The organism is Mesorhizobium sp. P3_A2, assembly GCF_056403115.1.
In genome coordinates this window covers 79,324-105,158 of sequence record NZ_JBFUGC010000001.1, presented here as the reverse complement: position 1 = coordinate 105,158, position 25,835 = coordinate 79,324, and the positions used below count along the sequence as shown (strand labels likewise).

The window sequence follows — 25,835 nt, the reverse complement described above, 5'->3', positions numbered from 1 at the left end:
GTGTTTCGCCCCCGGCTGGCGGAAGCCTACATTAGTTCCGACTTTTTCACGGCGCTAGAGCCGCTCGGCGACGCTGGACTCATGGCGATGAACAAGGCTTAATTGTCGCGGCGATGGGGGATGCCGATCATGAGATCACCCCGCAATGAATGATAGTGCCGATGTTCTCGACGCTGTGGTTGTCGGGGCCGGTTGGGCGGGGCTCGGTGTAAGCTATTGGCTGGCACGAAAAGGCCTGCGCCATACCGTGCTGGAGCGGGGTCGCATAGGAGAGACCTGGCGCACGCAGCGGTGGGCTTCCTTTCATATGAATAGCCCCAACGTGCAGACCGTCATGCCGGGCGACCGCTACGAGGGTCCGGATCCGTATGGGGTCCTCACGCGCGACCAGTTCATCGCTCTCCTTGAGGATTTCGCCGGCAGAAATGGGCTGCCTATCCAAGCCGATACTGCGGTGAGCGAACTCACGCGAGACGATGGCGTCTATCGGCTGACCACCTCGAACGGAATGCTTCGGGCGCGCAACGTGGTTGTCGCAAGCGGCAACCTGAATTGCCCCGTGCGCCCATTCCCATCAGATGGGTTGCCACCTTACATCTACCAGATCGACGCCTCCGGCTACCGCAGCGCTGCCGATCTACCCGGTGGAGCGGTGTTGGTGGTCGGAAGCGGTCAATCAGGCGCTCAGATCGCGGAGGAACTGGCGCAAGCGGGGCGGACCGTCTTCCTTGCGACCAGTCGCGTCGGGCGGCTCCCACGGCGCTATCGTGGACGCGACGTCATGATCTGGCTCGAGGAAAGCGGATTTCTCGACGTACGACGAGAGGAGGTCATTCGGCTTGCGGGACGCATACCCGCGCGTGGCGTGCTCGGGTCGGAGCACACGATAAGCCTTCAGTCGCTCAGCGCCCAAGGTGTTGTGCTTCTCGGGCGGTTGACCGGCACTGCGAATGGCGGCCGTCTTACGCTCGCCGACGATCTCGAAGCAAATGTCCGCTTTGGGGACCAGGCCTCGGACAATGTCAAACGTCATATCGATGAGTACATAAGCCAGGCCCGGATCGACGCACCCGTATCGGACCCCGACCCCGCGGAGACGGTCGCATGGCGTCGACCGGATTCCTTCATCGGTTCGCTCGATCTTTCCGGGTCCGGCATCACGAGCGTGGTGTGGTGCACAGGCTTCAAGGGCGATTTCAGCTATGTGAGACTTGCTGATGCGCTCGACGCTGCGGGACAGCCCGTTCATACGGATGGCGTGGGTGTCCTGCCGGGCCTCTACTTCGCCGGCCTGGATTTCGCCTCCACCCGCAAGTCCGGAATCATATTGGCCATTGCCGAGGAAGCACCTCGCCTTGTCGAACACATCGCAAGGCATTCGTGACCGCCTTTGGCCCAGGCAAAAGAAGCACTTCGCCGTCCGGCAAACCGCTCACGCTTGTGCTGAATTGCTCTGGATCTGCCTGAGATAATAGCGGACCGCCTTCTTGCCGCCATGGATCACCGCGTCGCCGACCTCGGCAAAGTCGAGCGCGGCGTGGAAAGCGTCGGAAGCCGGGTTGGGCGGGTCGGCATTGACCTCGCAGGTGACGATGCTTTGGCCCGCGCGGGCGGCCTGCACAAACAGTTCGTCATAAAGCCGGCGGGCATGGCCGCGGCCGCGCGCTTGCGCCGCAACGACGACGCGGTCGACATAGACGAAGCGTGGATAGCGTTCGCGGAACCAGAGGAAATTCGGGCTGTCGTAGCGCGCATTCTGGTCGAAGGTCATGATGAAGGCTTCGAGGGAACCGATGCGCCGGGCATAAAACGCTTCGCCGAGCAGGAAGGACAGCCGTTCGGGCTCAAGCCATGACAGCTCGGCCGCATGCTCATTGTTAAGCGCGAGGATGGCAGCTTCGTCCGCTGCCGATACACGGCTGATCGGCGAGGGCGCGGTCATCAAGCTCTGGCCGCCGCGATCATTGCCGCCACGAGCACTCCGTCGGTGACGGTGGTGCGGTACTCGCGGTCGAGATCGGTGCCGCCCATGCCGACTTGCGGGTTGCGGTAGGCCATTGCGCTCGGCACGTCCTTGAGCGCGGCGAAATGCATTTCCGCCAGCCCGGTGGCTGCCAGCACCCCGGCGATGTTGTCAGGGTCGAGCGCGCCGCAACCGAGGATGATGATGCGGCTGCCGGCCTGGCGAACGAGATCCGCCAACAGGCCGGCGCCTTCCACTGCCGTGTCCCTCTGGCCGCTGGTCAGCACGCGGCCGACCTTGCAGCGGATCAGCGCTTCCAGTGCCTCGGCCGGGTCGCGGGTCATGTCGAAAGCGCGGTGGCAGGTGACGTTGAGCGGACCGGCCGCCTCGACCAGGGCGCCCATGCGGGTTTCGTCGATGGTGCCATCGGCATTCAGGCAGCCGACGACGACGCCGGCAACGCCGAGATCGCGAAGCGATGCGACATCGGCGAGCATCGAGCGGTATTCGGCTTCGCTGTAGAGGAAATCGCCGCCGCGCGGGCGCACGATGACATGGAAGGGAATGGTCGCGCTCTCGAGTGCGGCGCGCACCGTGCCGAGGCTGGGCGTGATGCCGCCCTCGACCAGGCTGGCGCAGAGCTCGACCCGGTCGGCGCCGGCGGCTTGCGCGGCCAGCAATCCCTCGATGCCTTCGACACAGATTTCGATCAAGGGGCGAGCATTTCCGGCCAAGGGGCGATCCTTCGTGATTTGAAGACGGCCAGCCCTAGCATCGGCTCGGTTGCTGGGAAAGCGGAACAGCCAATCGCTCCTTGGGCCAGCCGGCAACCCGGCCGCAGTTATTGGCGCAGCACCGTATTCTTGGCGCCCTGTTCGACCTGGTCGATGACCAGGAGCTTGACGGGGCCGTCGCCGATGTTGGTCGCCTGGTGCCACTGGCCGATCATCTCGACGATGAAATCGCCTGTCTTGTAGGTGTTGCTGTTGCCGGTCTCGACATTCGTCACCTTGAGCGTTCCGGCCTCGACATAGGCGTAGCGGGCAAACGGGTGCTTGTGCACCGGCAAGGTGGCACCCACCGCTATGTCGTAGGTCGAGACCAGGACCTGGACATTTTTCTGCGGCAGCACGATCGGCTGGCCGGAAGCCGTCTGGGTGCGATCGGCAAGCGGCGTGACGACGACCGGTGGGCTGGAACTGTCCAGCGCCGCAGCAGGGTTTGCAGATAGCGCTGCCGCAAGCAGCAGTGCCGATGCCAGAATCTGTCGCATGGTTCCTCCAGGTTTTGCTTATACCGTCTCGGGGCAGGGATGAGCGCGCGCTGGCGAGCCTTGGCTACCTGTACGCCTTGAAGGCAATCAGACCAGAGAAGACGATTATCGCCATCAGGATCAGCACCCACGCGGCGACGTTACGCGAAAGGCGCCTCCGGCGACCGCGCACGGCCTGGTCTCTCCAGCGTTTGGCCTGATCAGCCCCTATGTTCAGTTTGTCCATTTGCCTTCTCCCGCGATCACAATGCGGTTCATGCCATTTGGAGTCCAGATGTTGTCCCGCCGTCCTATCGCCGCACCTCTGGAAACCGCTTCGAGGTTTAGCGCAGAATTCGTTTCTTCCGCGCGGATGGCATGTCGCGCATCTCAAAGGATCGCTTCCATAGGCCGATCCCAGATCGAACTGAATTCGATGTGAATCCCTGCTAAGCGTGGGCAAGGCTTCATCAAAATGAACGGCGACATGGTTCACGAATGTATGGAATCGATGGATGGAACAGCATCGGGAGTTCGAGGTTGCAGGAATGTGTTGGCTGGGAGATCGCCCAGGTGCGCGGTCCGCGAAAGCGGTCATCGAGGTCGAATGCGCTGAACGTGTAGCCAAGACGGCCAGATTGAAATCGCTTCGCATGGCGCAAATTTTGCTGGAGGCGGATCCGTGCGTTTCATTCAACGAGGAACTCGACTGCTCGGTGCTTGTCGCCGTACTGGCGCGGGAACTAAACGCCCACGTCCCGAATCCAGCGTAGGCCATCACCGGCTGCTGGATCCCGGCACGACTATTTCCCTCTTTTCCATCAAAGTCTAACGACTGGCAAAACGCACCGGAAAGCACTTGTCGTAACCGTTGATTCAACCATTGCTGGTATTGAGAGGAGGTGTGGGAGCGGCTCCGACAGTGCGGCGGGGGTTGGGTTGCCGGAGCCGCCTGCGCAGCCGGTTGGGATTTGACCGCGCCGTCCTATTCTGGGACAGCGCGGTCAATGATTCGTTAAAATTCTCCGGATCTAATTAAGCGCATACTAATTGATTGTCGGTTGACGGCAGGGCAACGCGATTACGCGACGCTGGGCGTGACATCCTGGGGCAATGATTCGGCCGGCGGCAGATCAGCCAAGCGCTTCTTGGCAACGCAATGCCATCTTCAAGTTGGTGGATGATGTAAAGGGGCCGGCGCCGCAATGGAGGTTGCCTGATCAGCGCCGGCCAAGCGGGTATCAGCTCCGCCGCAGCTGCAGCGGTAGCTGATTCTTGACGTAACGTCATGCCGTCCTGTGATGGGCACAATCGCTCCCATTGAAAGCAGTCTCGTGAAGCCTTCCCGCCCGACATGACAATTTGGCGGTTCGATGTCCGACATCGTCGACAACTGAGGTTCTTCAAAGTGAATTGGTTAACAGATTGGCAGAACGGCCTCTGATTTGATCGGGGGAAGACTTGGCACCTTTTGTGCAAGTCTGGAATTGCCGGCTAATCCCGGCCCTGATTTGTGTGACAAATCGGGATGGGCTCGTCGGGAGTTGGGGTTGGGGCCAACATCCGGCGAGTTCCGGTTCACAATGGGAGATGGCTACCAAACGCGAGACCTGACCTTCGAGGATCATGTCCCGGCTCAGCTAAGCGAGCATGGGCTCGGCGACTTTGGTTGCAAGCGCAAGGTGCACGAAATCAGACCGGCGCCTAGGCAGTCGGGTTTGGGGCTTTACCTGCCTAAGCGCCGGCCGGGCGGAGTTGACCCCACCGCTGTAGGACCTAGCCGACTTTCGCCGTACCTTCGTCATGCGTTTGAGCAGGAGAGATCAAAACTGGGCCGCCAACTGACGGCGGCAAGCGATTCCGCCAAGCCCGCTGGCGGGCGGGCGCCTAGCCGCCTGCTAGATCAACAACCAATCCGAAATGTGAGTTGGCAGGCTCGCGTGCTCGATGCCAGCAAGGCCGGCATCAGGTAGGTCAACGGTTGCATGGGGAGCAAAATGCTCGCCTGGGCCTTTGGGATGATCGGGAGCGGCCAGGAACAGGGTATTGATATCGAACGAGGCAGGTGGGGCATGGTCCTGAGCTTGGATCGGCAGGTGATCGAGCGCTGGAAAGATTGCTGGCTTGCCGGACATAGTTATCTCCATCGGGCGTCCCCACGCTCGAGGAAAAATACGAAGATATTAGCAGTCGCGCAATTAAGGCGAAGGTCCTAATACACTGGGCCTAAAGGCGGTCTAGCGATGCGTGTCAGGGCCTCAACCTCGCCGCGCTATGGTATTTCTGGCTGTGCTTGGGCCTTGTCGTAACCGTTGATTCAACCATTGCTGGTACTGAAACGGGTGTGGGAGCGGCTCCGACACACTGGGCTGGGTAGGCGCGTTTGCCGGAGCCGCCTGCGCAGTCGGTTGGGATTTGACCGCGCCGTCCTATTTTGGGACAGCGCGGTCAATGATTCGTTAAAATTTTCCGGAACTAATAAAGCTCATGCTAATTGAATAGCCGGTTGGGCGGGTGCATCTTCGCGGCGAGGAGGACTTGCGGCACGCCTCGTTACAGGATTTCCGCGAGGAGACATGGTGCTGTTTCGTTGCGGAGATAGAACGCTTCGACCGACGATTAACATCCCTTATCGCCGGTTTTTGTCCCGCCGCCCTTCGTTCGTTCGAAAAGGCGACGGGACACCTTTCGACCCCTAGCTTGGCGGCTGCGCCGGCCCTGGCCGGTAGCATCAGCACCGCAACCGCCCGAACGGCTATCAGAGGCGGGCGGGCCATGGCCACCATGTCGGCTGACGGTAGCGCCACACTGCGCTCCGGTGCATTCTACAGCGCAAGCATAGGCCGGTGCCGGAGCTTTGGGACGATGGATCAGGAAAGAGTTCTAGCCGCAGTCCTCTTAGCCGATGTGGTGGGCAGCACGCCGCTCTATGAGCGCATCGGCGACGATGCCGCTCTGCAGCAGGTCTCGGATTGCCTAGACGCGATACGCGAGATCGCCTCCCGGAACGGCGGTGATTTCATTCACTCGAAGGGCGATGACGTGCTCAGCCTGTTCGAGAGGCCAGAGGGGGCGCTGAGGGCCGTCCGTCAAATTGTCAGCCAACTGACGAGAGGGTCGCTGACCACCCGGATCGGATTGCACTTCGGGGCGGTTATTCGCACGCGGGGCGAAGTATTCGGCGACGTTGTCAATGTCACCGCAAGGTTGTCCACCACGGCCAACCCGGGGGAGGTGCTGATCAGCCAGAGCTTCTTCGAAGCCCTTTCCTCAGAGGGCCGCAGTGCCTTGCGGCTCATCGACAAAATGCCCTTCAAGGGGAAGGAAGAACCCTTCGACGTCTATACCCTGGCTAGCGATGATGCGGCGCCCACTACGCAGATCGTCAGCCGGGGCACCATTATCGATAGGCGGTTCGCCCCGCCAAGGCACATCAATCTGGTCATCCGCTATGGAGATCAATTGCGATCTTGCCGCAACAACGAATTCGTGACCATCGGCCGATCTCCTGAATGCGATATCGTCGTCCCGCGGCCGTGGGTCTCAAGGCACCACGCGACCTTCACCATTTCGAACGGCAGGGCGGGGCTTGTTGAGCGAAGCTCGTCGGGCACATTTGTGTCGACTGGGCCCGACCATGAAGTGTTCGTTCGCCGTGAAGCAGTTCTCCTGTTCGGCTCCGGCGTCATCTCGCCTGGGCGGAGGTCGTCCCTCAGCGACGCTCAGATCCTTAGCTACGAAATTATCTCAGGCTGACCCGGCTGGGCCAATTCCCATCAAGCCACCTGGTTTCGGCCGATGGGAAGGGTACCGCTTCCTAATTTCGCCGCTACGAAAAGAAAAACCCGCCGACCAAAGTCAGCGGGCCATCTTCCCTCGTACTACGCTAGGGTTCCAAGGATTGGCCCCCAACAACCCGGCGCCCCAGCCAACAACTCGGCGCCCTAGCGCTGACGAAGGTTATATTAGCTTTTCAGAAACTTCGCTGTAGCGAACTGGCAACAGCGGCCAGAATTCGCTGATTGCGCCCTTTGCACCGCTCAATCGCTCCCTGCCGGATCTAACGTCTTCGCTGAGTGGAGAAGGGGGCTAGGCCGATAGACCGTAAGGACTAATTGCCCACAATATAAGCTTTAGCTAATTTGTTCTCGACGAGTAAGCCAACCCCTCGTCAGCCTTTACGATATTTAAGCCCGCTGGCCCCCTGGCGGGCTTTTTTTGTTTTCCTCAACCTCGTTGAATTCCCCTTTTAAAAACCACGTGCCGTAACCGTTAATTCAACCATGTCTGGTATTTAGATGTCTGTGGGAGCGGCTCCGACACTGGGTTTGTGGGTAGGGGTTTGCCGGAGCCGCCTACGCAGTCGGTTGGGCAATTTGACCGCGCCGTCCTATTTTGGGACAGCGCGGTCAATGATCCGTTAAAATTTTCCGGAACTAATCAAGCGCATGCTAATTAACTCGCCGGGTTGTGGGTGTGTTGATGCTGCGTCTGAAGTTCGTCGAGCCTTTGTTGCCGACTCTTGTCGAGAAGCCTCCCGAAGGCGGCGACTGGATTCACGAAGTCAAGTTCGACGGCTATCGATCCCAGATTGTCAAGGATGCCGACGGGGTCCGCGTCTTCACCCGCCGTGGCCTCGACTGGACAGCGAAATGCCGCGACATAGCCAGCGCCGCCAGCGAACTCGAGGAGGTGCAAAGCGCCATAATCGACGGAGAGATCATCGTTCTAAACGATGCGGGGATGTCCGACTTCGCAGCACTGCGCAAGGCGATCACCCCAGCGGCAACATGATCTGTATTTCGTCGCCTTCGACCTTCTGTACCTCAACGGCCACGATTTGCGAGACATGCCTCTGGGAGTCCGGCGCGAGATACTGGCAGCGATGATCCCAGAAGGGCGCCGCATCCAATTCAGCCAGTCCCTGCCAGGCGATGCCGCGGCAATCTTCCATCTCGTCGATCAAGCCGGGCTTGAAGGAATGGTTTCGAAGCGCAGGGACAGCGTTTACCGGAGCGGGCAATCGAGCAGTTGGTCGAAAGCGAAGTGTTACACCATTGGCGAATACGACCTGCTCGGCATTGAGCGCGAGCCCGGCCAACCGGCCTTTGCCCTCATGGCCGAGCGCGGCACCGGGCGCTATATCGGTTCTGCCTTCATCAACTCGAGCCGGGAGATCCGCGATCGACTCTGGAAGCGCGTTCAGGAGCTCGCTGGCCCGGCGCCCAAGGGCATGAAGCGACCGGCGACGCAATGGGTGAAGCCGGGGCTGATCGGCCGCGTGAAGCATCTGCGCGGCGAGGCAGACTTGCGGCACGCCTCGCTCCAGGATTTCCGCGAAGAGACATGAAGCTTCGCCCTTCGTACGAACGCCGTTCTTACGCAGGGACCGTCCTCATCTGTTCGGCCGATGTGCCGGGCAAAGGAAGGCGCCAAATTGCACATGTGATCTTCCCTGGTCACACCGCCGAACAGCCCTTTCAGCTAGTCCCTAAATGGGCTGTTCTAAGAGCCCCACCGGCTGATTCCGGTGGGGCATCTTGCCTATCCAGGCCTCAGCCAGGCGACTTCTCCCGCGGTTGCGCCGGCCCTGTCATGTTCGGCTGGATGAACGGCGCCCGCTTGCCGGTGATTGTCTCTATCGACTTCAACAGCGGTCCGTGGACCTTACGAAGCGCTTGGTAGTGCTCGCTGTGGTACGCCAGGAGGGGACCGACGATGCTCTTGTGCAGCGCCTCTGCTGCCACGAGGAAGCGGTCAATCTCGTCCTGCGAAAGCTGCTTGGATGGTTTGGTTCTGGCCACTGGCGATCTCCGTTGAAGGGGGTTCGCCGCAACGAGGACAATAATCCTACATGCCGGGTCGGCTGGCAAGCTGACCCGGCTAGGTGAAACAGGGATTTAGCCCGCAGGCTCGGAACTCCTAGAAACGGCGCTAGCGGAACAGCAGGAAGGTGTCCGAGGGCTGCGCTTGCGCCGTCATATCAGATAAGCCTAATGTAATTCATGATTGGGCCATTGAGAGGGGGCGGCGGCGCATTCGGGTGGGGCGTCACCATCGCCGCGGCTTGCGCCTTTGGAGCTCCTTTGGCATCGGCACATGACGAAAGCTGGTATGAAAAACAGTGCTGCCATGACCAGCATTGCGAGCCGATGGCAGACGATGCCGTCCGCGAAACAAGCCAGGGCTTCAAGGTGCCGTCAGGCGAATTGCTGCCTTACGCGGACGGCAGGGTGCGTCAATCACACGATATGCGTTTTCATTGGTGTCATGCCCAAAAAGTGACGGCAGGCCGGCATCGGGAGATACCATCTGGCAACCCCGACATTACGATCTGCCTGTATGTGCCGCCCAAGTCATTCTGACATTCTCCAGCTAGCCAACGGGCCGGCCTGCTAAAAGCCCAAGCGCCTAAGACAGCAGCAAATAGGCGCCCAAACCGGCCACCAGGAGGCAAGCGGCCATGCCCACCATGTCGCGCTGCCGTTATCGCCAGAAGGCGCCAGCGAGCATCGGGGCGGTGATTGCGTCGATGGCGAGCGGGACGCCAGAGACCGTCACTTGATCAATGCGTAGAACACCACACAACCTAAGGCTAAAAGCCCAACTAGGACGGCGATCGCTTGGTTCAGCTCGTTCTCCGCTTTTCCCTCGTTGTCGAGAGAAGCGAGTATGGCAATCGCCCTCCAATGGAATATCGTGCCAGCTACCAGAGCGCCGGCGAATATTGCAAAGCCTTTCGGGATGCTGGATGGGCTCAAATGCTGCGTCATGAGAGCGATCATAGGGGCAAGTCCACCCGCTGCCACGATCGCGAGGCCAATCCCATTCGCGAACGTCGCTCGCATTTTGATTTGCTCTTTCTTGCCGTCGGTCATCACAGCTCGTCCTCCTCGTCGCCGAGGTACGCCTTCACACTTCCGAAATCGCGGTACATTCCGCCGTCCGGGTGTTTCTTCTCATGCCAGGTGATCGCCCAATAGCCGGTGTCCTGAAGACCTTCCATGACTATCACCCGGTCGCGGTCGGCAGGGAAATGCTCCTTGAGCAGATCGTTGACGGCCCTCAAGCCGCCATCCCGGTAGGCTTGCACATAAACATCATCGACCATGGCAAAGGCTCTTTCTCTCAAAACTCATGGCGGCAGAAACGGCAAATGCGGGCATCTGCCTTCACCATCTCAGCGCAGTCGGGGCATTTCTTCTCAAGTATCGGACCGAAGGTCTCTGGGCGGGACTCCGCCTCGACGAACTGGCCCGGGTGGTATCGGCTTGGCGGCTTACTATCCCCAAGAGCAAGTACGAAAAGACCTGCCAGCAATGGCGAAAATATCAATGAAAGAAAGAACCAGAGGGCGCCGCTGCGATTTCTTTTGCTAGCGGCAATGCCGACAACGACAGAAAAACCCAGCCAAAATACAAAGAAGCCCATTTCTGTATCCCCCACGAATTACCATCGCGCAACGGTCGTGCACGCACAAGCCGGCTCCCCGAAGGGGACTGTCTCAGTCTTGAAATTCAGACAATCCTCTGGTGCGTTAAGGCGCCCTATGCTCAACGGGAAGAATGGAGGCGAAAATGGTCAAGAGCGCGATATTGGAACTCTCGGTTTGGTACAGTGAGAAAAGCAGACGCATCCATGTTGCGGGCGGCGGCTTTCGCTCAACTGTGAATGCAGACCCAAGCAGCAAGCGCTACCACCCAAACCTGTTCAAGAAGCTCGCGAGATACCTCCGCGACGCTGGCATGCCCGCTCCAACTGAGATGAGGGATGGCGATGCGACTGACAGATCGTGAGAAGACGGACCTAACCGATTTTCTGAACGAACATATCCGGCGGTCGTCCTTCAGCACCAGAGCGGATTTAGCAGGTGCAGCCAGCGGTAACCTGTTCGGGCTTCTGGAGGTCACGAATCGAAGTCTCGCGAAAAAGCTCGACGGCCGAAAAGGTCTAGTAGTGGCCGCCCGTAGATTGGGATTCCGGATCAATGCCGGTAAAGGTGGCAGCCGTGCCGGGGCGGTCGTCTGGGAGTTCATCGATCTACCCAACTGAGACATTGTGGTCCGACGGCGGAGGTTTCGCCAAATCGGCGGAATCGAACGCTTAAACCCCATGCTCCGCACTCGCCGCTAACTCTTGGACGATCTCTCGTGGAAGGCATGGATGATCGGCAAGATGTCGACCATCGTGGAAATCATATCAAACGTTTCACTGCATTCTTGGGCGAGTGCTGAAAAGTCCCTAGGGGTGTAGACCCAGGTCGGCGGCTTTGGGTCCGGACGCATGCTGGATGTTGCCAGGCCGGCAGCCATTGTTCGGCCGGCCGCTGCCCCGTCTCTCCACGCGAACTGATTTTCGCGGTCAGTTACGATCCCGAAGAAACCATGAGCCAGCTTGTTCCGACGCCTTGCGATAGCAACGAATTTGTCGAGCGTCTTTACCGCCAGCAGTTTGTGCCCGGAGCTGGCCAGAGACGCTTCTGCCTCGATCAAATCAAGCTTACCTCTCACCGTGCGAAGTTTTGACCAAGCTTCGACAGCAGCCGGCGCGTGTTGCCATCGGATGCTAGCCAGGAAAACACCCATGGCAGCCTCAGTGGATGCCACGGTGAGAATACACGCGCCGACGCCCGACGTCAGAAAAGGGTGGTTAGCAACTGCCGTTAGGCTCCAATCAATCGGAGCATCTCGGCGAAGAGGCTGGGGCATTGGTTAGGTCCTCTCGCATCATTGGAGACCGTGACCTAGACTTTCAACAACCCGCGCAGGAAAACTAAACAGCGGTAGTTTGCCAACCTGACGTTGGACACTAACAAAAGAGCACTTGCAGGCTCTAGTCGATCTCCTCGATCGATCCCTGATCCGATCGTTCCTCGTGCTGGAACGCTTGGGCTACAACCCCTACGACCCTCCGCCCGATGGTCCGGCGCTTGAGGCGCACACCACATTGAACTGAAAGCACATTGAAACGACGATTTGGCCCGCCGCCATCGGCAGCGGGCCTTGCATTTAACCATCCAACCTGCTTGCCATCACCGGCGGGGAATAGTTCCGTTTCTACAAGGTGCGGAGTTTCTTCGGATCATGAGTTTGCTGGATGTCCTTAAGGCGCACGAGAAATATGCAAAGGACGTAAAAGCGGGGTCCGAGGGCTTCGACTTGTCAGAAGAGGTTCGTGCGATACAAAAGGCCATCGTCGGTGCTTTCGGAGACGGTAAATCGATCGGTTTTGGATCCAAGCAGATAATCACGGGTGGCGCTGCGCCCAACTTGGCGATGGTCAGCCTGTTCGTGCTGGCCGAACGTGGCCCGGCGCTGACCGCAGAATGGTTGGAGAGAGTTCATTCGATAGCCGCGGCCGGCAAGGCAGTTGTTCGCCTGGTTGTCGAGATCGTCGGGGCCGACAGCCCTGAACCCATCAAGTTTTCAAACGGAGTGATCGTAACGCGTCTAGCCGAACTGCATCCTTCGCCCAATGTTAGCGCGCTCGCGGAGAGCTACAACTTTTCAGCCAAAAATATGGCGTTTCACTTTCATCGCCCGATGGTGGCTGTCTACGAGGAAGCCTTGGACGCGGCGCCCGGCGCGGTTGCGGAAAGACCTCTGCGATCACCGGTCGACCAAGTGCTTCTTGGATTATCCGCTTCGGGCGAAATTTTCCCGAACCCCGGCTATTTTTGGCACGAATTTTCCGATCCCGACTTGGAGGCCGCGGTATTAGGTCGGACTTGGGGAGGGGAGCAGGCAGGTCAACCGCCCGCAGGCAAGGTGACCAAGGAGGCCGTCGCATATGCGGAGAAATTTCTCGCGTTGAGCGGAGACTTGGCTCGTCGCTGTCAAATAGCCGCCCATCGTCTGCGATCAGCGCGGAGTCGCCGGGATCACAGCCAAAGGGTCATAGATATCTCTATCGCACTTGAGGCACTCCTGCTCCCGCCGGAAAGCGGCTCGGAGATCTCCCACCGACTGAAGATCAGAGCCGCAATGCTTTTGGGATCAACCTATGAGGAACGTAAGGACCTAGCGAAGGTCGTGAGCAGCTTTTACTCCATAAGGAGCAAAGTAGTACACGGCGCAGTCGTTGGTCCCCACCAGCACCAGCTCGACACGATAGGTCGGACTCAGAAGCTCGCTGAAACGCTACTGCGGATCGAGATCGATATGGGTCGGACACCCGATTTTGCTGCTATCGACTTGGGCGGGCCGGCCTAACAATATGGCCGCTCCGGCCTAGAGAGTGCGATTTAACGCGATCCAGGCGCCAATCGTCAGACCCGTCATCACATTGATGGCGAATCGAAGCGCCCAAGTTGTCGCAACGACGCGCCAACTCGATCTCGGCTGGGCCGCCCTCTGAAGGGCTATCAAATCATCGAAAATGCGGTCCATAGCGATTCTCTCCTTCGCGTGTAGGTCGGCGCCTAGCGAAGTCGAGTTGCGTACCTATACCGTACCTATCGCCAAAAACGGCGACTTTGCACATTCGGCAAATGCTTGGAAATGTTGGCTCCCCGGGCCGGATTCGAACCAGCGACCAACCGGTTAACAGCCGGTTGCTCTACCACTGAGCTACCGGGGAACAGAGGCTCTCATGTGAGTGGCGCAGCCTATAGCAAACCCGTTTCGGCTTTGCAAAGAAGCATTTCGCATTTTTTTAGCGCTTTTTCATGCAATGGTTTCTGGCAATCGCCCGATGACACCACATATGAGCGGTCTTGGACGCCGTCCGGCCCTGGTCGGCGGAACCGAAAGGGCGATTGCAGCCTTTACCATATATGGCTTTAACTGGTGGCAACCGGATCGACGTGCGACATGACTGCAGCAGGCGAAAACCAGGCACCGGCGCGGAAAATTTCGGTGTTCGGCCGCGAGTTCACCATGCCGCGCTCACGCGGCCTCAGGATCGCGATCGGCGCCGTGCTGGTGTTTTTCGGCATTCTCGGCTTCCTGCCGATTCTCGGCTTCTGGATGATTCCGCTCGGCCTTTTGGTGCTTTCCTACGAATTTGCCGCGGTGCGCCGCCAGCGGCGGCGGTTCGTCGTCTGGTGGGAACGACGCCGGCGGCCGAGTTGAAAGCGATGTGCGTGCGGTTTCGGCTCAGCGGTCGCTGCGCTTTTCCAGCCCCTCGCAGATTTCCTTGAGGACGGCAGCCGCTGAAGCCAGCCGCGCGATCGTGCGGCGAGAGCCGGCTTGCGCCCTCGATGGCAAGGCGGTCGATCGCGTAGCGCACAAGCTGTTCGCAGCGCAGCAGCGACAATCTGCCTGATGTTCTGGATTCCCGGTCTGCCGCGGGCCGACGCATGGATTACCTCCGTCTTCCGCTCCGTAGAGCCATGGGTTCGAGTTTCGTCTGCCGCTCGGTCATGCCTAATGACTGGCTAATATGCTGGCGTGCCAAGCGATTAAGCCGCTCGGGAACCATGTTGCGGAGGCTGACGCGGAAAGCGCGCCGGAATGCTGCGCGGACGCTTGACGACCTTTCGTCGCCACCATATTGAGTTCGCTCGCCGGGAGCGACGAGGCCTCGTGGCGGAGTGGTTACGCAGAGGACTGCAAATCCTTGCACCCCGGTTCGATTCCGGGCGAGGCCTCCAGTTGCTTCAGCTCCCGCGCGGCGGGGGCTTGAGTTCCGGTCGAATGCGCCGCAGTGTTGGCGCGGCAAGCGCATTTCGGCGCATTGGTTTTTGACGGATTGGTTGGGACATGAGCGCTGATTTCTCCGAACTTCGCGTCAAGATGGTCGACGGTCAGGTCCGCACCACCGACGTGACAGACGCAGCATTGCTCGATGCCATGCTTGCCGTACCGCGCGAGGCCTTTGTCGGGGCCGGCCAACAGGCTCTTGCCTATATTGACGAGGATATCCGCATTTCCGACGGCGCCGACGGCAGCGGTGCGCGCTACCTCATGGAGCCATCGCCGCTGGCCAAGCTTTTGCAGCTGGCCGAGATCGACGCCGGCGATTCGGTACTCGATGTCGGCTGCGGCACCGGCTATTGCGCAGCACTCCTGTCCAGGCTGGCAAAATCCGTCATTGCGCTGGAAAGCGATGCCGCGCTGGCAGAGACGGCCAAGGCCGCACTCTCGGCGCAGGGCTGCGACAATGTCACCGTGGTCACCGGGCCGCTGCCGCAGGGCCATGCCGCCAAGGCGCCCTACAATGTGATTCTGATCGGCGGCAGCGTCGAGGAAGTGCCGGCGCCGCTGCTTGGCCAACTCGCCGAAGGCGGCCGTCTGGTCGCCGTCGAAGGGCAGGGCAATGCGGGCGTGGCCCGTTTGTTTTTCAAAGCAGGGGGGGTTGTAACCGGAAGACGGGCATTTAATGCGGCAATTAAGCCACTACCGGGATTTGAACGTATTCATGCGTTCGAATTCTAAGTGATTTTGCCTTGCAGCAAAGGCGCTGTCATGTTGGCTTGCGATTGGACAATCGTTGCTGATTTGGTTAACCGGTGTTTCGGGAGGCCGTCAGCGGGGGAACGATAATCGACGCGGCGCTGGCTGATCCCTCGGGATGGGCTGGCGTGGCGCGGTTCCCGTGCAAAACGAATGAGGGATTTAAAGTGCCGTCCTTAGCCAAGAGCTTGTTTGCTACCGTCCTTATTTCCGCGACAGCGCTTTCGCCGATAGCCGCCTCGGCGGAAACCATTCTCGGCGCGCTTTCCAAGGCCTACCAGAACAATTCGTCGCTGAATTCGGCGCGTGCGGGCGTGCGCGTCACCGATGAGGGCGTCGCCATCGCCAAGTCGGGATACAGGCCGGTCATTACCGGGAGTGCGGACGTCGGCTACGCCAGCCGGCACCTCAACGGTTCAAACGCCGGCACTCGTCTGACAACCGGGAGCTTCGGCGTCGCCATCAATCAGATGCTGTTTGACGGGTTTCAGACCAAGAACAACGTCGCGGCAGCCGAGGCGCAGGTCAAGGCGTCGGTCGAGAGCCTGCGCAACACCGAAGAGAATACGCTGTTCAACGCGGCAAGCGCCTACATGGATGTCATCCATGACCGTCAAGTGGCGGTGCTGACCGAACAGAATTTGCAGTTCCTGACCGAGCAGGCGCGCGCGGCGCGCTCGCGCTTTGAGGTCGGCGAAGGCACGCGCACCGACGTGGCGCAGGCCGATGCCTCGCGCTCGGAGGCGGTGGCGCAGTTGAGTGCGGCCCGCGCGCAGGCGCTGGCCAGTGCCGCAACCTATCGCCAGATCGTCGGTGACGAGCCGGGCAAGCTCAAGGCGGCGTCGCCCTTGGCAAAGCTTTTGCCGAGGAGCCTCGATGCGGCGATCGACATCGCGGCGACCGAACATCCGGCCATTCTTTCTACCGAGCATCTGGTCGATGCGGCCGCATTTCAAGTGAAGTCGCACGAAGGTGCGCTGCTGCCGCAGCTTTCCGCTTCCGCCGGCGTTTCGGACGACTACTCCAAAAACTCGCCGGAAACCTTGACGTCGCAGAATGGCACCACCCGTTCCGCCAACATCGGTGCGACACTGACCATTCCGATCTATTCGGGTGGCCGCACCTCGGCCCTTGTCCGCCAGTCGAAGGAATCGCTCAGCCAGGCTCGCATCGAGGTCGATGTCAGCCGAGACCAGGTGCGTCAGGCCGTGACATCGGCATGGACGCAATACACCTCTGCACAGGAGAGCGTCGCGGCCAACCGGCAGGTGATCGCAGCCGCGCAGTTGGCTTTGAACGGCGTTATCGAAGAGCGCAATGTCGGCCAGCGCACCACGCTCGATGTGCTGAACGCCCAGAACGATGTCATCAGCGCCAAGATCAACCTTGCCACCTCCGAGCGCGATGTGGTGGTGGCGAGCTATGCCATCCTCTCGGCCATGGGCCGCCTGTCGGTCGAGCGCCTGGCGTTGAATGTGGTGAAGTACAAGCCTGAAGAGCACTACAGAGCCGTCAAGGACAAGTGGATCGGTCTGCGCACACCGGACGGCCGCTGATCGCGCCCAGGCGGTTTCAAGTCCCGCTAGGATTGGAGTGTTGGAGCGCCGCGCATCCCAGGGATGCGCGGCGCTATCCTTTTGTACCGACAGGATCTTTTCTGAAAGAATGTTTTCGGTTCGCGGCCATGTCTAAATTGTTGAAATCCCGCGTCTCCCGAGATTGGGGATTCTCCGATGGCGATCCGTCGGCTACGCTGTCGCCATGATTCGTGTCCGGCTTTGACGGACAGAGAATCTTAGAACGGGTCACAAGGGCGGCGGATGTGACGATGGCGACGGCAAGCAGCGCGCAGCGCGAACCTTCCATGGAAGAAATACTGGCTTCCATCAGAAGGATCATTGAAGACAGCGACACCGGCCGCAAGCAGCCGGGTGACGCCGATGAGTTGCGTCAGGACCTTGTACCTGCCGCCGGGCCGGCCTCGGATGTCGAGGCCTTCCGCAGCGAGCTGCACAGCGCGGCCGAAAGCAAGAAGCCGGTGACGCTGGCCGAGGTGCAGGCGCAACTGGCCGAACCTGTCGTGGCGCGGCTGGAGCCGCGCTCCGAGCTGGCTTCGGTGAAGCCGGCCACGCCGGCAAATCCTGCTGCTACAACCGTCGCGCCCCCCGCGCATGCGCCGATGACCCTGGCGGAAGTGAGCGCCAGAATAGCCAGCGAGTCTGCTCCGGCAGCCAGGACAGAAGCGCCAGCCCGGCCAAAGGCGGAGACCACCGATTCCATCGTCACCGATTGGCGGCGCGAAATTGCAGCCGTGGGCAGTCAGTCAAAGCCCGCCGATGTGGCCAAGCCGCTAGAAGTCAGGCCGCCAGAGATCAGGCAGCAAGAGGTCAGGCAACAAGAGACCGAGAAGCGGCAGGTTGCTGCCGCGGAGATCGAGGCTTTCGAGGACGATTTCGCGGCCGAGCCGGCTTTCGAGCCTGGCCCGTCGCGCGGCGAGCAGGCGCGCCAGGCCGATGCAACACCGGTTCGCCCGGCGATCGTTTCGGAACACACCGGACGGCAGGTCGCCGCGGCCTTCGGCGAGCTCTCCGACGCCTTTGCCAGCCGCAGCAAGAAGACCTTCGACGAGATGGCCGAGGAAATGCTGCGGCCGATGCTACAGGACTGGCTGGACAACAATCTGCCGACGCTGGTCGAGCGCCTGGTGCGCGAGGAAATCGAGCGCGTCGCGCGCGGCGCGCAGTAATTCCGCCGATCCCGAAGAGGAAAAGCGCGGCTTTGAGCTTTTTCTGAGCTTCAGCTTCCCTTGGCTGCTGTGGCAAAAGCGATCAGGTTGCCGTCGATATCCGTGGCAATGAAAACACGGGCATGGCCTTCCCGTTGAAATGACGGGGGCGACGCCTATTTGCCGGTGAAGGACCAGGCCGCCCTGCGGTTGACTTGGCCAAAACCTTCCGATTTACACCGGACCAGCAAACTCCCGACAGCGCGGACCATTTTCCCATGCTTGAAAAGACCTACGACGCCAAGACCGTCGAGCCGAAGATCGCCAAAATCTGGGAAGAGGCGGACGCCTTCCGCGCCGGCGCCGGGGCAGAGGAGGGGGCCGAGGCCTTCACCATCGTCATCCCGCCGCCCAACGTCACCGGCTCGCTGCATATGGGCCACGCGCTCAACAACACACTGCAGGACATCCTCGTGCGCTTCGAGCGCATGCGCGGCAAGAATGTGCTGTGGCAGCCAGGCATGGACCATGCCGGCATCGCCACACAGATGGTGGTCGAACGCCAGCTGATGGAAAAACAGATCCATCGCCGCGACCTCACCCGCGAACAATTCATCGAGAAGGTCTGGGAGTGGAAGGCCGAATCCGGCGGCGCCATCTTCAACCAGCTTAAGCGGCTCGGCGCCTCGGCCGACTGGTCGCGCGAGCGCTTCACCATGGATGAAGGCCTGTCCAAGGCCGTGCTCGAAGTCTTCGTCAGCCTGTACAAGGAGGGGCTGATCTACAAGGACAATCGCCTTGTGAACTGGGACCCGAAGCTGTTGACGGCGATCTCCGACCTCGAGGTCGAGCCGCAGGAGGTCAACGGCAATCTGTGGCACTTCCGCTATCCGATCGAGGGCGAGGTTTTCGATCCGGAAAATCCTCGGACATTCATCACCGTGGCGACCACCCGTCCGGAGACGATGCTGGGCGATACGGCGGTCGCCGTGCACCCGGACGACGAGCGTTACCGACATCTGGTCGGCAAGAATGTCGTGCTGCCGATCGTCGGCCGGAAGATCCCTGTTGTGGCTGACGAGTATTCCGATCCGGAAAAAGGCTCGGGCGCGGTCAAGATCACGCCGGCGCACGACTTCAACGACTTCGAGGTCGGCAAGCGCCACAAGCTGCCGGCGATCAACATCCTGACCATCGAGGCCGCCATAAAACTCAGGGATAACGAGGACTTCCTCGCCGACCTTGAGATCACGCCGGAACGCCAGGCCGTCTGGGACGAGCTCGACGGTCTCGACCGTTTCGTCGCGCGCAAGAAGATCGTCGAGCTGATGGAGGCCGGCGGCTTCCTCGACAAGGTCGAGCCGCACCGCCACGCGGTGCCGCATGGCGACCGTGGCGGCGTGCCAATCGAGCCGTTCCTGACCGAGCAGTGGTATGCCAATGCCGCGGAACTCGCCAAACCGGCGATCGCATCGGTGCGCGAAGGCCGTACCAACTTCGTGCCGAAGAACTGGGAAAAAACCTATTTCGACTGGATGGAGAACATCCAGCCCTGGTGCATTTCGCGCCAGCTGTGGTGGGGCCACCAGATCCCGGCCTGGTACGGGCCGGACGGACGCGTCTTCGTCGAGAAGACCGAGGAAGAGGCGTTGGCCGCTGCCATCGAATATTACCTGGCTCTGGAAGGGCCGTGGAAAGCCTGGGTTGAGGACAAGCTTGAGAACTACAAGCCGGGCGAGATCCTGACCCGCGACGAGGATGTGCTCGACACCTGGTTCTCCTCCGCACTGTGGCCGTTCTCGACGCTTGGCTGGCCCGATCACACGCCGGAGCTGAAGACTTACTACCAGACCGACGTGCTGGTGACCGGCTTCGACATCATCTTCTTCTGGGTCGCCCGGATGATGATGATGGGCCTGCACTTCATGCACGAGGAGCCGTTCCACACCGTCTATGTGCATGCGCTGGTGCGCGACAAGAACGGGCAGAAGATGTCGAAGTCGAAGGGCAACGTCATCGATCCGCTCGACCTGATCGACGAGTTTGGCGCCGACGCGCTGCGCTTCACACTGACGGTGATGGCGGCGCAGGGACGCGATGTGAAGCTCGATCCGGCGCGCATAGCCGGCTATCGCAATTTCGGCACCAAGCTGTGGAACGCGACGCGCTTTGCCGAGATGAACGAGGTCGCGCGCAACGACGATTTCTGGTTGAACGACGCCAAGCTGCCGGTCAACCGCTGGATCCTGACCGAGCTGACCAGGGCGTCGCACGCGATCACCGAGGGCATTACCAGCTACCGCTTCAACGAAGCGGCGGGCGCTGCCTACCGCTTTGTCTGGAACCTGTTCTGCGACTGGTATCTGGAACTTCTGAAGCCGGTGTTCATGGGCACTGACGAGGCGGCCAAGGCGGAAAGCCGCGCCTGCGTCGCCTTCGTGCTCGACGAAATCTACAAGCTCCTGCATCCGATGATGCCGTTCATGACCGAGGAATTGTGGGCGCAGACGGCAGGCGAGGGCAGGACGCGTGCAACGCTGCTTTGCCACGCCGCATGGCCATCACCAGACTTCGAGGACGGGGATGCGGCCGCCGACATCAACTGGCTGGTCGATCTGGTCTCCGGCATACGCTCCGTGCGCTCGGAGATGAACGTGCCGCCGGCAGCGATCGCGCCGCTGGTGGTGGTCGGCGCCAGCGCCGAGACCCATCAGAGGCTGGAACGCCATGCTTCCGCCATCAAGCGGCTGGCGCGGGTCGGCGACATCTCGCTGCAGGACGCAGCACCCAAGGGCTCGGCCCAGATCGTGCTCAACGAAGCGACCATCTGCCTGCCGCTCGGCAGCCTGATCGATCTCTCCGCCGAGGCGGCGCGGCTGCAGAAGGAACTGGCCAAGGTGACCGAGGAAATCGCCCGGTTGCACAAGAAGCTGTCTAACGAAAGATTCGTCGCCAGCGCGCCGGAAGAGATCGTTGCAGCCGAGCGCGAAAAACTCGACGAATACCGCGATCAGCAGGAGAAGCTTTCGGTGGCGTTGACCAGGGTGCGCGACGCCGGTTGAACACCGGATTCGCGAGGCGCCGACAAGCGCCTCTCGACAGCTCTTTTGCCCAAAAAACAGGCATTCCGTTGCGTTAATATTGACGTAAACGGAAAGTTTCAGCCCCATTGTTGCCATAATGTAACAATGGGGCGGAATGCCGGCAAAACAGCCGGATTTCGTGCCGTTTTAAGCGTTTCTTTCTGATTTTTTTCCTAATGTGCCTCCCAAATGGCCATTTTCGGACCTGCTGGCCAGGCCGCCACTGTGTTCGAAATGCGGTCCGCAAGAGTGTACGTGTACGCTATGTGATTTCATTGTTGCACCGTTAACCTGAATTGGTTCTAGCTTCACGCACTAGTATTTCGGGGAGGACATCCATGAGCAATTTGCGTTTGAAAACACTGCTGGGGGCGGGGTGTTTTTCGCTGGGCTTGATCGGATCCGTTCATGCTGGCGGCCTGGAGCGCGGCGGCTATGATATCGACCTGCTGTTCGATCCGGCTCGCTTTGCCACGGAGGCAGAGGCGACCTACGTGATGCCCGAGCGTAAGCTCAAGAATGCGGTGGACACCGATCCGACGGATCTCGACGTTACATTTCTCGGTAGTACCGCGAAAGAGAGCGAGAGCTACTGGGTTCCACGCATCGGCGTCAAGGCCGAGGTCGTCAAGGGCGTCGACTGCATGTTCGACTATTCTCAGCCATGGGGCGCGCACACCAATCCCGGTCTCTGGGCAGGCGCCCAGTCCAACATGGAAACCGATATTAAGAGCGATAATTACGCAGGTACCTGCTCGTACAAAATGGATGCGGGCAAGGGTCAGCTTCGCTTTATCGGCGGTGTTTTCTATCAGAAGGTCTACGGCTTCAAGGAAAGCCTTTTGTTTCCCACGCCCAACTTCGATCTCACCGGCCGGGTCGACCTGTCGACCACTGGCTGGGGCTGGCGTGCTGGCCTCGCCTACGAAATTCCGGAAATCGCGTTGCGCGCGAGCCTTGTGTACAATTCTAAGGTCAAGCTCGACAACATCGAGGGCACGCTGGATTTGACCAGTGTTGGCCAGGGCCTCATCCCGATCTACGGTTCAACGCAATACATGCCGGACGTGGTGGAATTGAAATTGCAGTCGGGCATTGCGCCCGGTTGGCTGGCTTTCGGCTCACTGAAGTGGGTTAACTGGAGCACGCTGCAGATTGTGCCGATTTGTACACAAGCGAGCAAGGGGCTTGCCGACTGCAACAGCGGGGTGACGAATCCGGCTGTTAGGCCGACGTCTCTTGACCTGATGTATCGCGACGGCTGGACCGTCACCGGCGGCATTGGCCATAAGTTCAACGAGCAGTGGAGCGGCGCGGCCCAGCTTTCCTGGGATCGCGGCACCTCGCACGGTTACGGTTCACAGACCGATACCTGGACGCTAGGTGGCGGCGTCGCCTATACGCCCACGGCCAATATTGAAGTGCGTCTGGCCGGTGCGGTCGGTGTGCTGACCAGCGGCCATTCCGGAACCCTGACCGACGAAAACGGCTATGTGGCTGGCACGGACGTCAGTTACGATTTTGGCAACGATTTGGTCACCGCCGTTTCGGGCGGCATCAAGATCAAGTTCTAAGCCCCAGAAATTGAAGAGAAAAAGGTCGGGCAATGCTCGGCCTTTTTCGTTTGCGGGCACGGCGTCGAGCCATGCCGGCGAAGGCTTGCGTTGCAGATACGCCTCACCTGCGCCGCCCCTCGGGATTGTGACGTTTTGGCAACAGTTTCTGAACAACCCCCGCGCTAGAGTTCCGCCCGACCAAATTGCCCATTTCCCGCCATAAACCCGGCGCACCTCGAATTTGTCTCGGGATACGCGCCAGAAGGCTCGGCGATGGGACAGGCCGCACCGCCCGCGGCAAGGAAGAGTATGGACGCCAGAGTTATTTCCAAGGCCAAGCTCCCGAGCCGCCATGTGACCGTTGGTCCGGCGCGTGCGCCGCATCGTTCGTATCTCTACGCCATGGGCCTGTCGGCGGCCGAGATCGCGCAGCCGCTGGTCGGCGTCGCCTCCTGCTGGAACGAAGCGGCACCTTGCAACATCTCGCTGATGCGCCAGGCGCAGGTGGTCAAGAAGGGCGTCGCGGCCGCCAACGGCACGCCGCGCGAATTCTGCACCATCACCGTCACCGACGGCATCGCCATGGGCCACCAGGGCATGAAGTCGTCGTTGGTGTCACGCGACGTGATCGCCGATTCGGTCGAACTCACCATGCGCGGCCATTGCTACGATGCGCTGGTCGGCCTTGCCGGCTGCGACAAGTCGCTGCCCGGCATGATGATGGCCATGGTGCGGCTCAACGTGCCGTCGATCTTCATCTATGGCGGCTCGATCCTGCCCGGCAGCTATCGCGGTCGGCAGATCACCGTGCAGGATGTGTTCGAGGCTGTCGGCCAGCATTCGGTCGGAATGGTCAGCGACGCCGAGTTGCTCGAGATCGAGCAGTCGGCGTGTCCGTCAGCCGGCTCCTGCGGCGCCCAGTTCACCGCCAACACCATGGCCACCGTCGCCGAGGCGATCGGCCTGGCGCTGCCCTATTCCTGCGGTGCGCCGGCGCCTTACGAGATGCGCGACCGCTTCAACTTCGCCTCCGGCGAAAAGATCATGGAGCTGATCGCCAAAAACATCCGGCCGCGCGACATCGTCACGCTGAAGGCGCTGGAGAATGCAGCGACCGTGGTGTCGGCCACCGGCGGCTCGACCAATGCGGCTTTGCACCTGCCGGCGATCGCGCATGAGGCCGGAATCAAGTTCGACCTGTTCGACGTCGCGGCGATTTTCGAAAAGACCCCGTACATCGCCGACCTCAAGCCGGGCGGCAAATATGTCGCCAAGGACATGTTCGAGGCCGGCGGCATTCCGCTGCTGATGAAGACGCTGCTCGACCACGGCTACCTGCACGGCGACTGCCTGACCGTGACTGGCCGTACTTTGGCCGAAAACATGGAGCACGTTGCCTGGAATGATAGCCAGGATGTGGTCCGTCCCGCCAACCGACCAATCACCCAAACCGGCGGTGTCGTGGGCTTGAAGGGCAACCTTGCCCCCGAAGGCGCGATCGTGAAGGTCGCGGGCATGACGGAGCTGAAATTCTCTGGCCCGGCACGCTGTTTCGATTCGGAAGAGGAATGTTTCGAGGCGGTCACGCACCGCAACTATAGGGAAGGCGAGGTTCTCGTCATCCGCTACGAAGGTCCGCGCGGCGGTCCGGGCATGCGCGAGATGCTGTCGACGACGGCGGCTCTCTACGGCCAGGGCATGGGCGGCAAGGTGGCCCTCATCACCGACGGCCGTTTTTCGGGCGCGACGCGCGGTTTCTGCATCGGCCATGTCGGGCCCGAAGCTGCGGTTGGCGGACCGATCGGATTGCTGAAGGACGGCGATGTGATCTCGATCGACGCAACCAAAGGCACGATCGAGGTCGACCTGTCCGAGGCTGAACTGGCGACGAGGGCGAAGGCCTGGAAGGCGCGCACGACCGACTATCAATCGGGCGCGATCTGGAAATATGCACAGACGGTAGGGCCTGCCCGCGACGGCGCGGTCACCCATCCCGGCGGTGCCAAAGAAACACATTGCTATGCGGATATCTGAGTTGTTGAGGTCATCTGTCCTGCCGGCACTGGTCGCTGTTGCGATCTTTGGCGCCGTGGGCCAGGCCATGGCCTTCGACGACAAGGTGTTCGACGACAAGACCGGCGTGAAGCCGCAATCGAGCCCGTGGGCCGTGTTCCAGTTCGGCTTCTCCGCCTACAAGAGCGGCCACAAGGAACAGGCGGTCGAGGCCTATAAATACGCCGCCGAAAACGGCCAGATCGGCGCCACCTGGAAGCTCGCGCGCATGTATGCCGAAGGCGATGGCGTGACCCGCGACGACTATGCGGCCTTCAAATTCTTCTCCGAGATCGTCGATCAGGATGTCGAGCCGGGATCGCCGGAGGAAAGCTATGTCTCCGACGCGCTGGTGGCGCTGGGCGACTATCTCAGGACCGGCATTCCCGGCAGCCCGGTCGAGGAAAACGAGGTCGCGGCGCAGGAATACTACATGCGCGCAGCCGCCAATTACCGCAATCCGAACGCCCAGTTCGAGATGGGCCAGATGTTCCTGAAGGGCGAGGGCGGCGTGAAGGCCAGCGTCAAGCAGGCCGGCCGCTGGTTCCAGCTTGCTGCCGAAAAGGGCCATGCCGGCGCCCAGGCGACGCTGGGCAATCTTCTGTTCCAGAGCGGCAAGATCGTGCGCGGGCTGGCGATGATGACGGCCGCGCTCGAACGCGCCTCGCCGGCCGATCAGCCATGGATCCGCGGCATGCAGGAAGAAGCCTTTGCCGCCGCCGGCGAAGCCGACCGCCGCACCGCCATATCCCTGGCGGATGACATTCTCACCAAGGGCGGCGGCGACCAGTAGGGGTCGCCCGCCTCAA

At 60.6% G+C, this 25,835-nt stretch carries 24 protein-coding genes, 2 tRNA genes and 1 pseudogene; 16 read left to right on the top strand and 11 right to left on the bottom strand.

Annotated features, from left to right (window positions below; genetic code table 11):
* The first annotated feature begins 145 nt into the window (after nucleotides 1–145).
* Nucleotides 146–1,384, top strand: a complete 1,239-nt coding sequence (locus AC1DXM_RS00480) for a flavin-containing monooxygenase (RefSeq protein ID WP_477231274.1) — start codon at nucleotides 146–148, stop codon at nucleotides 1,382–1,384.
* 48 nt (nucleotides 1,385–1,432) lie between these two features.
* Here the strand turns inward: AC1DXM_RS00480 and AC1DXM_RS00475 are convergent, their stop codons facing one another.
* The 4 genes from AC1DXM_RS00475 to AC1DXM_RS00460 all read right to left on the bottom strand — a co-directional run bounded on the left by AC1DXM_RS00475 (nucleotide 1,433) and on the right by AC1DXM_RS00460 (nucleotide 3,462).
* Nucleotides 1,433–1,942 carry a GNAT family N-acetyltransferase gene (locus tag AC1DXM_RS00475; protein ID WP_477231273.1) on the bottom strand — a complete coding sequence of 170 codons (510 nt, stop codon included), beginning with the start codon at nucleotides 1,940–1,942 and terminating at the stop codon, nucleotides 1,433–1,435.
* The gene (locus tag AC1DXM_RS00470; RefSeq protein ID WP_477231272.1) at nucleotides 1,942–2,676 is read right to left on the bottom strand and encodes a copper homeostasis protein CutC; all 735 of its coding nucleotides are present in this window, start codon (nucleotides 2,674–2,676) and stop codon (nucleotides 1,942–1,944) included. Before AC1DXM_RS00470 ends, AC1DXM_RS00475 begins: the two co-directional genes overlap by 1 nt.
* A gap of 128 nt (nucleotides 2,677–2,804) precedes the next feature.
* The gene (locus AC1DXM_RS00465; RefSeq protein ID WP_477231271.1) at nucleotides 2,805–3,236 is read right to left on the bottom strand and encodes a cupin domain-containing protein; all 432 of its coding nucleotides are present in this window, start codon (nucleotides 3,234–3,236) and stop codon (nucleotides 2,805–2,807) included.
* Nucleotides 3,237–3,300: 64 nt separating this feature from the next.
* Nucleotides 3,301–3,462 (bottom strand): hypothetical protein, encoded by a 162-nt coding sequence (locus AC1DXM_RS00460; protein WP_352588167.1) that lies wholly within the window; start codon nucleotides 3,460–3,462, stop codon nucleotides 3,301–3,303.
* 268 nt (nucleotides 3,463–3,730) lie between these two features.
* On the opposite strand from AC1DXM_RS00460, the gene AC1DXM_RS00455 reads away from it, so the two are divergent.
* On the top strand, nucleotides 3,731–3,988 hold the full coding sequence (locus AC1DXM_RS00455) for a hypothetical protein (protein WP_477231270.1): 258 nt from the start codon (nucleotides 3,731–3,733) through the stop codon (nucleotides 3,986–3,988).
* A gap of 1,125 nt (nucleotides 3,989–5,113) precedes the next feature.
* On the opposite strand, the gene AC1DXM_RS00450 is transcribed toward AC1DXM_RS00455, so the two are convergent.
* A complete protein-coding gene (locus AC1DXM_RS00450) occupies nucleotides 5,114–5,350 on the bottom strand; it encodes a hypothetical protein (RefSeq protein WP_162712363.1) in 237 nt (78 codons plus the stop codon).
* Between the two features lie 730 nt (nucleotides 5,351–6,080).
* On the opposite strand from AC1DXM_RS00450, the gene AC1DXM_RS00445 reads away from it, so the two are divergent.
* Nucleotides 6,081–6,971 (top strand): adenylate/guanylate cyclase domain-containing protein, encoded by an 891-nt coding sequence (locus AC1DXM_RS00445; RefSeq protein WP_477231269.1) that lies wholly within the window; start codon nucleotides 6,081–6,083, stop codon nucleotides 6,969–6,971.
* A gap of 729 nt (nucleotides 6,972–7,700) precedes the next feature.
* Nucleotides 7,701–8,565 (top strand): annotated as a pseudogene (locus tag AC1DXM_RS00440) (ATP-dependent DNA ligase).
* Between the two features lie 205 nt (nucleotides 8,566–8,770).
* Here the strand turns inward: AC1DXM_RS00440 and AC1DXM_RS00435 are convergent.
* Complete coding sequence (locus AC1DXM_RS00435; protein ID WP_477231268.1) at nucleotides 8,771–9,019, bottom strand: hypothetical protein; 249 nt, start codon at nucleotides 9,017–9,019, stop codon at nucleotides 8,771–8,773.
* A gap of 282 nt (nucleotides 9,020–9,301) precedes the next feature.
* Between AC1DXM_RS00435 and AC1DXM_RS00430 the strand changes: the two genes are divergently transcribed.
* Nucleotides 9,302–9,580 (top strand): hypothetical protein, encoded by a 279-nt coding sequence (locus AC1DXM_RS00430; protein WP_477231267.1) that lies wholly within the window; start codon nucleotides 9,302–9,304, stop codon nucleotides 9,578–9,580.
* Nucleotides 9,581–9,772: 192 nt separating this feature from the next.
* On the opposite strand, the gene AC1DXM_RS00425 is transcribed toward AC1DXM_RS00430, so the two are convergent.
* Genes AC1DXM_RS00425 through AC1DXM_RS00415 form a run of 3 tightly spaced genes read right to left on the bottom strand, consistent with a single transcriptional unit; the run spans nucleotide 9,773 to nucleotide 10,646 of the window.
* Complete coding sequence (locus AC1DXM_RS00425) at nucleotides 9,773–10,093, bottom strand: hypothetical protein (protein ID WP_477231266.1); 321 nt, start codon at nucleotides 10,091–10,093, stop codon at nucleotides 9,773–9,775.
* Entirely contained in the window at nucleotides 10,093–10,326 is a 234-nt protein-coding gene (locus AC1DXM_RS00420) for a hypothetical protein (RefSeq protein WP_477231265.1), read from the bottom strand. Before AC1DXM_RS00420 ends, AC1DXM_RS00425 begins: the two co-directional genes overlap by 1 nt.
* 17 nt (nucleotides 10,327–10,343) lie before the next feature.
* Complete coding sequence (locus tag AC1DXM_RS00415) at nucleotides 10,344–10,646, bottom strand: hypothetical protein (RefSeq protein ID WP_477231264.1); 303 nt, start codon at nucleotides 10,644–10,646, stop codon at nucleotides 10,344–10,346.
* Between the two features lie 339 nt (nucleotides 10,647–10,985).
* Between AC1DXM_RS00415 and AC1DXM_RS00410 the strand changes: the two genes are divergently transcribed.
* On the top strand, nucleotides 10,986–11,267 hold the full coding sequence (locus AC1DXM_RS00410) for a hypothetical protein (RefSeq protein ID WP_477231263.1): 282 nt from the start codon (nucleotides 10,986–10,988) through the stop codon (nucleotides 11,265–11,267).
* Between the two features lie 77 nt (nucleotides 11,268–11,344).
* Here the strand turns inward: AC1DXM_RS00410 and AC1DXM_RS00405 are convergent, their stop codons facing one another.
* Nucleotides 11,345–11,800, bottom strand: coding sequence for a hypothetical protein (locus tag AC1DXM_RS00405; RefSeq protein WP_477231262.1), 456 nt, complete (start codon nucleotides 11,798–11,800; stop codon nucleotides 11,345–11,347).
* Between the two features lie 498 nt (nucleotides 11,801–12,298).
* On the opposite strand from AC1DXM_RS00405, the gene AC1DXM_RS00400 reads away from it, so the two are divergent.
* Nucleotides 12,299–13,426 carry a hypothetical protein gene (locus tag AC1DXM_RS00400; protein WP_477231261.1) on the top strand — a complete coding sequence of 376 codons (1,128 nt, stop codon included), beginning with the start codon at nucleotides 12,299–12,301 and terminating at the stop codon, nucleotides 13,424–13,426.
* Nucleotides 13,427–13,718: 292 nt separating this feature from the next.
* On the opposite strand, the gene AC1DXM_RS00395 is transcribed toward AC1DXM_RS00400, so the two are convergent.
* Nucleotides 13,719–13,793: transfer RNA gene (locus tag AC1DXM_RS00395), tRNA-Asn, on the bottom strand.
* Between the two features lie 233 nt (nucleotides 13,794–14,026).
* On the opposite strand from AC1DXM_RS00395, the gene AC1DXM_RS00390 reads away from it, so the two are divergent.
* The 9 genes from AC1DXM_RS00390 to AC1DXM_RS00350 all read left to right on the top strand — a co-directional run bounded on the left by AC1DXM_RS00390 (nucleotide 14,027) and on the right by AC1DXM_RS00350 (nucleotide 25,819).
* Entirely contained in the window at nucleotides 14,027–14,287 is a 261-nt protein-coding gene (locus AC1DXM_RS00390) for a PGPGW domain-containing protein (RefSeq protein WP_477231260.1), read from the top strand.
* Between the two features lie 447 nt (nucleotides 14,288–14,734).
* Nucleotides 14,735–14,808: transfer RNA gene (locus AC1DXM_RS00385), tRNA-Cys, on the top strand.
* A 109-nt stretch (nucleotides 14,809–14,917) separates the two neighbouring features.
* Nucleotides 14,918–15,592 (top strand): protein-L-isoaspartate O-methyltransferase family protein, encoded by a 675-nt coding sequence (locus AC1DXM_RS00380; protein ID WP_477231259.1) that lies wholly within the window; start codon nucleotides 14,918–14,920, stop codon nucleotides 15,590–15,592.
* Nucleotides 15,593–15,777: 185 nt separating this feature from the next.
* Nucleotides 15,778–17,166 (top strand): TolC family outer membrane protein, encoded by a 1,389-nt coding sequence (locus AC1DXM_RS00375; protein WP_477231258.1) that lies wholly within the window; start codon nucleotides 15,778–15,780, stop codon nucleotides 17,164–17,166.
* 272 nt (nucleotides 17,167–17,438) lie between these two features.
* The gene (locus AC1DXM_RS00370; protein WP_477231257.1) at nucleotides 17,439–18,356 is read left to right on the top strand and encodes a PopZ family protein; all 918 of its coding nucleotides are present in this window, start codon (nucleotides 17,439–17,441) and stop codon (nucleotides 18,354–18,356) included.
* Between the two features lie 257 nt (nucleotides 18,357–18,613).
* Nucleotides 18,614–21,397 (top strand): valine--tRNA ligase, encoded by a 2,784-nt coding sequence (locus tag AC1DXM_RS00365; protein WP_477231256.1) that lies wholly within the window; start codon nucleotides 18,614–18,616, stop codon nucleotides 21,395–21,397.
* Between the two features lie 359 nt (nucleotides 21,398–21,756).
* On the top strand, nucleotides 21,757–22,992 hold the full coding sequence (locus AC1DXM_RS00360) for an outer membrane protein transport protein (RefSeq protein ID WP_477231255.1): 1,236 nt from the start codon (nucleotides 21,757–21,759) through the stop codon (nucleotides 22,990–22,992).
* Nucleotides 22,993–23,283: 291 nt separating this feature from the next.
* Nucleotides 23,284–25,008, top strand: a complete 1,725-nt coding sequence (ilvD, locus tag AC1DXM_RS00355; RefSeq protein ID WP_477231254.1) for a dihydroxy-acid dehydratase — start codon at nucleotides 23,284–23,286, stop codon at nucleotides 25,006–25,008.
* Nucleotides 24,995–25,819, top strand: a complete 825-nt coding sequence (locus AC1DXM_RS00350) for a tetratricopeptide repeat protein (RefSeq protein WP_112564806.1) — start codon at nucleotides 24,995–24,997, stop codon at nucleotides 25,817–25,819. Before ilvD ends, AC1DXM_RS00350 begins: the two co-directional genes overlap by 14 nt.
* Nucleotides 25,820–25,835 lie beyond the last annotated feature (16 nt).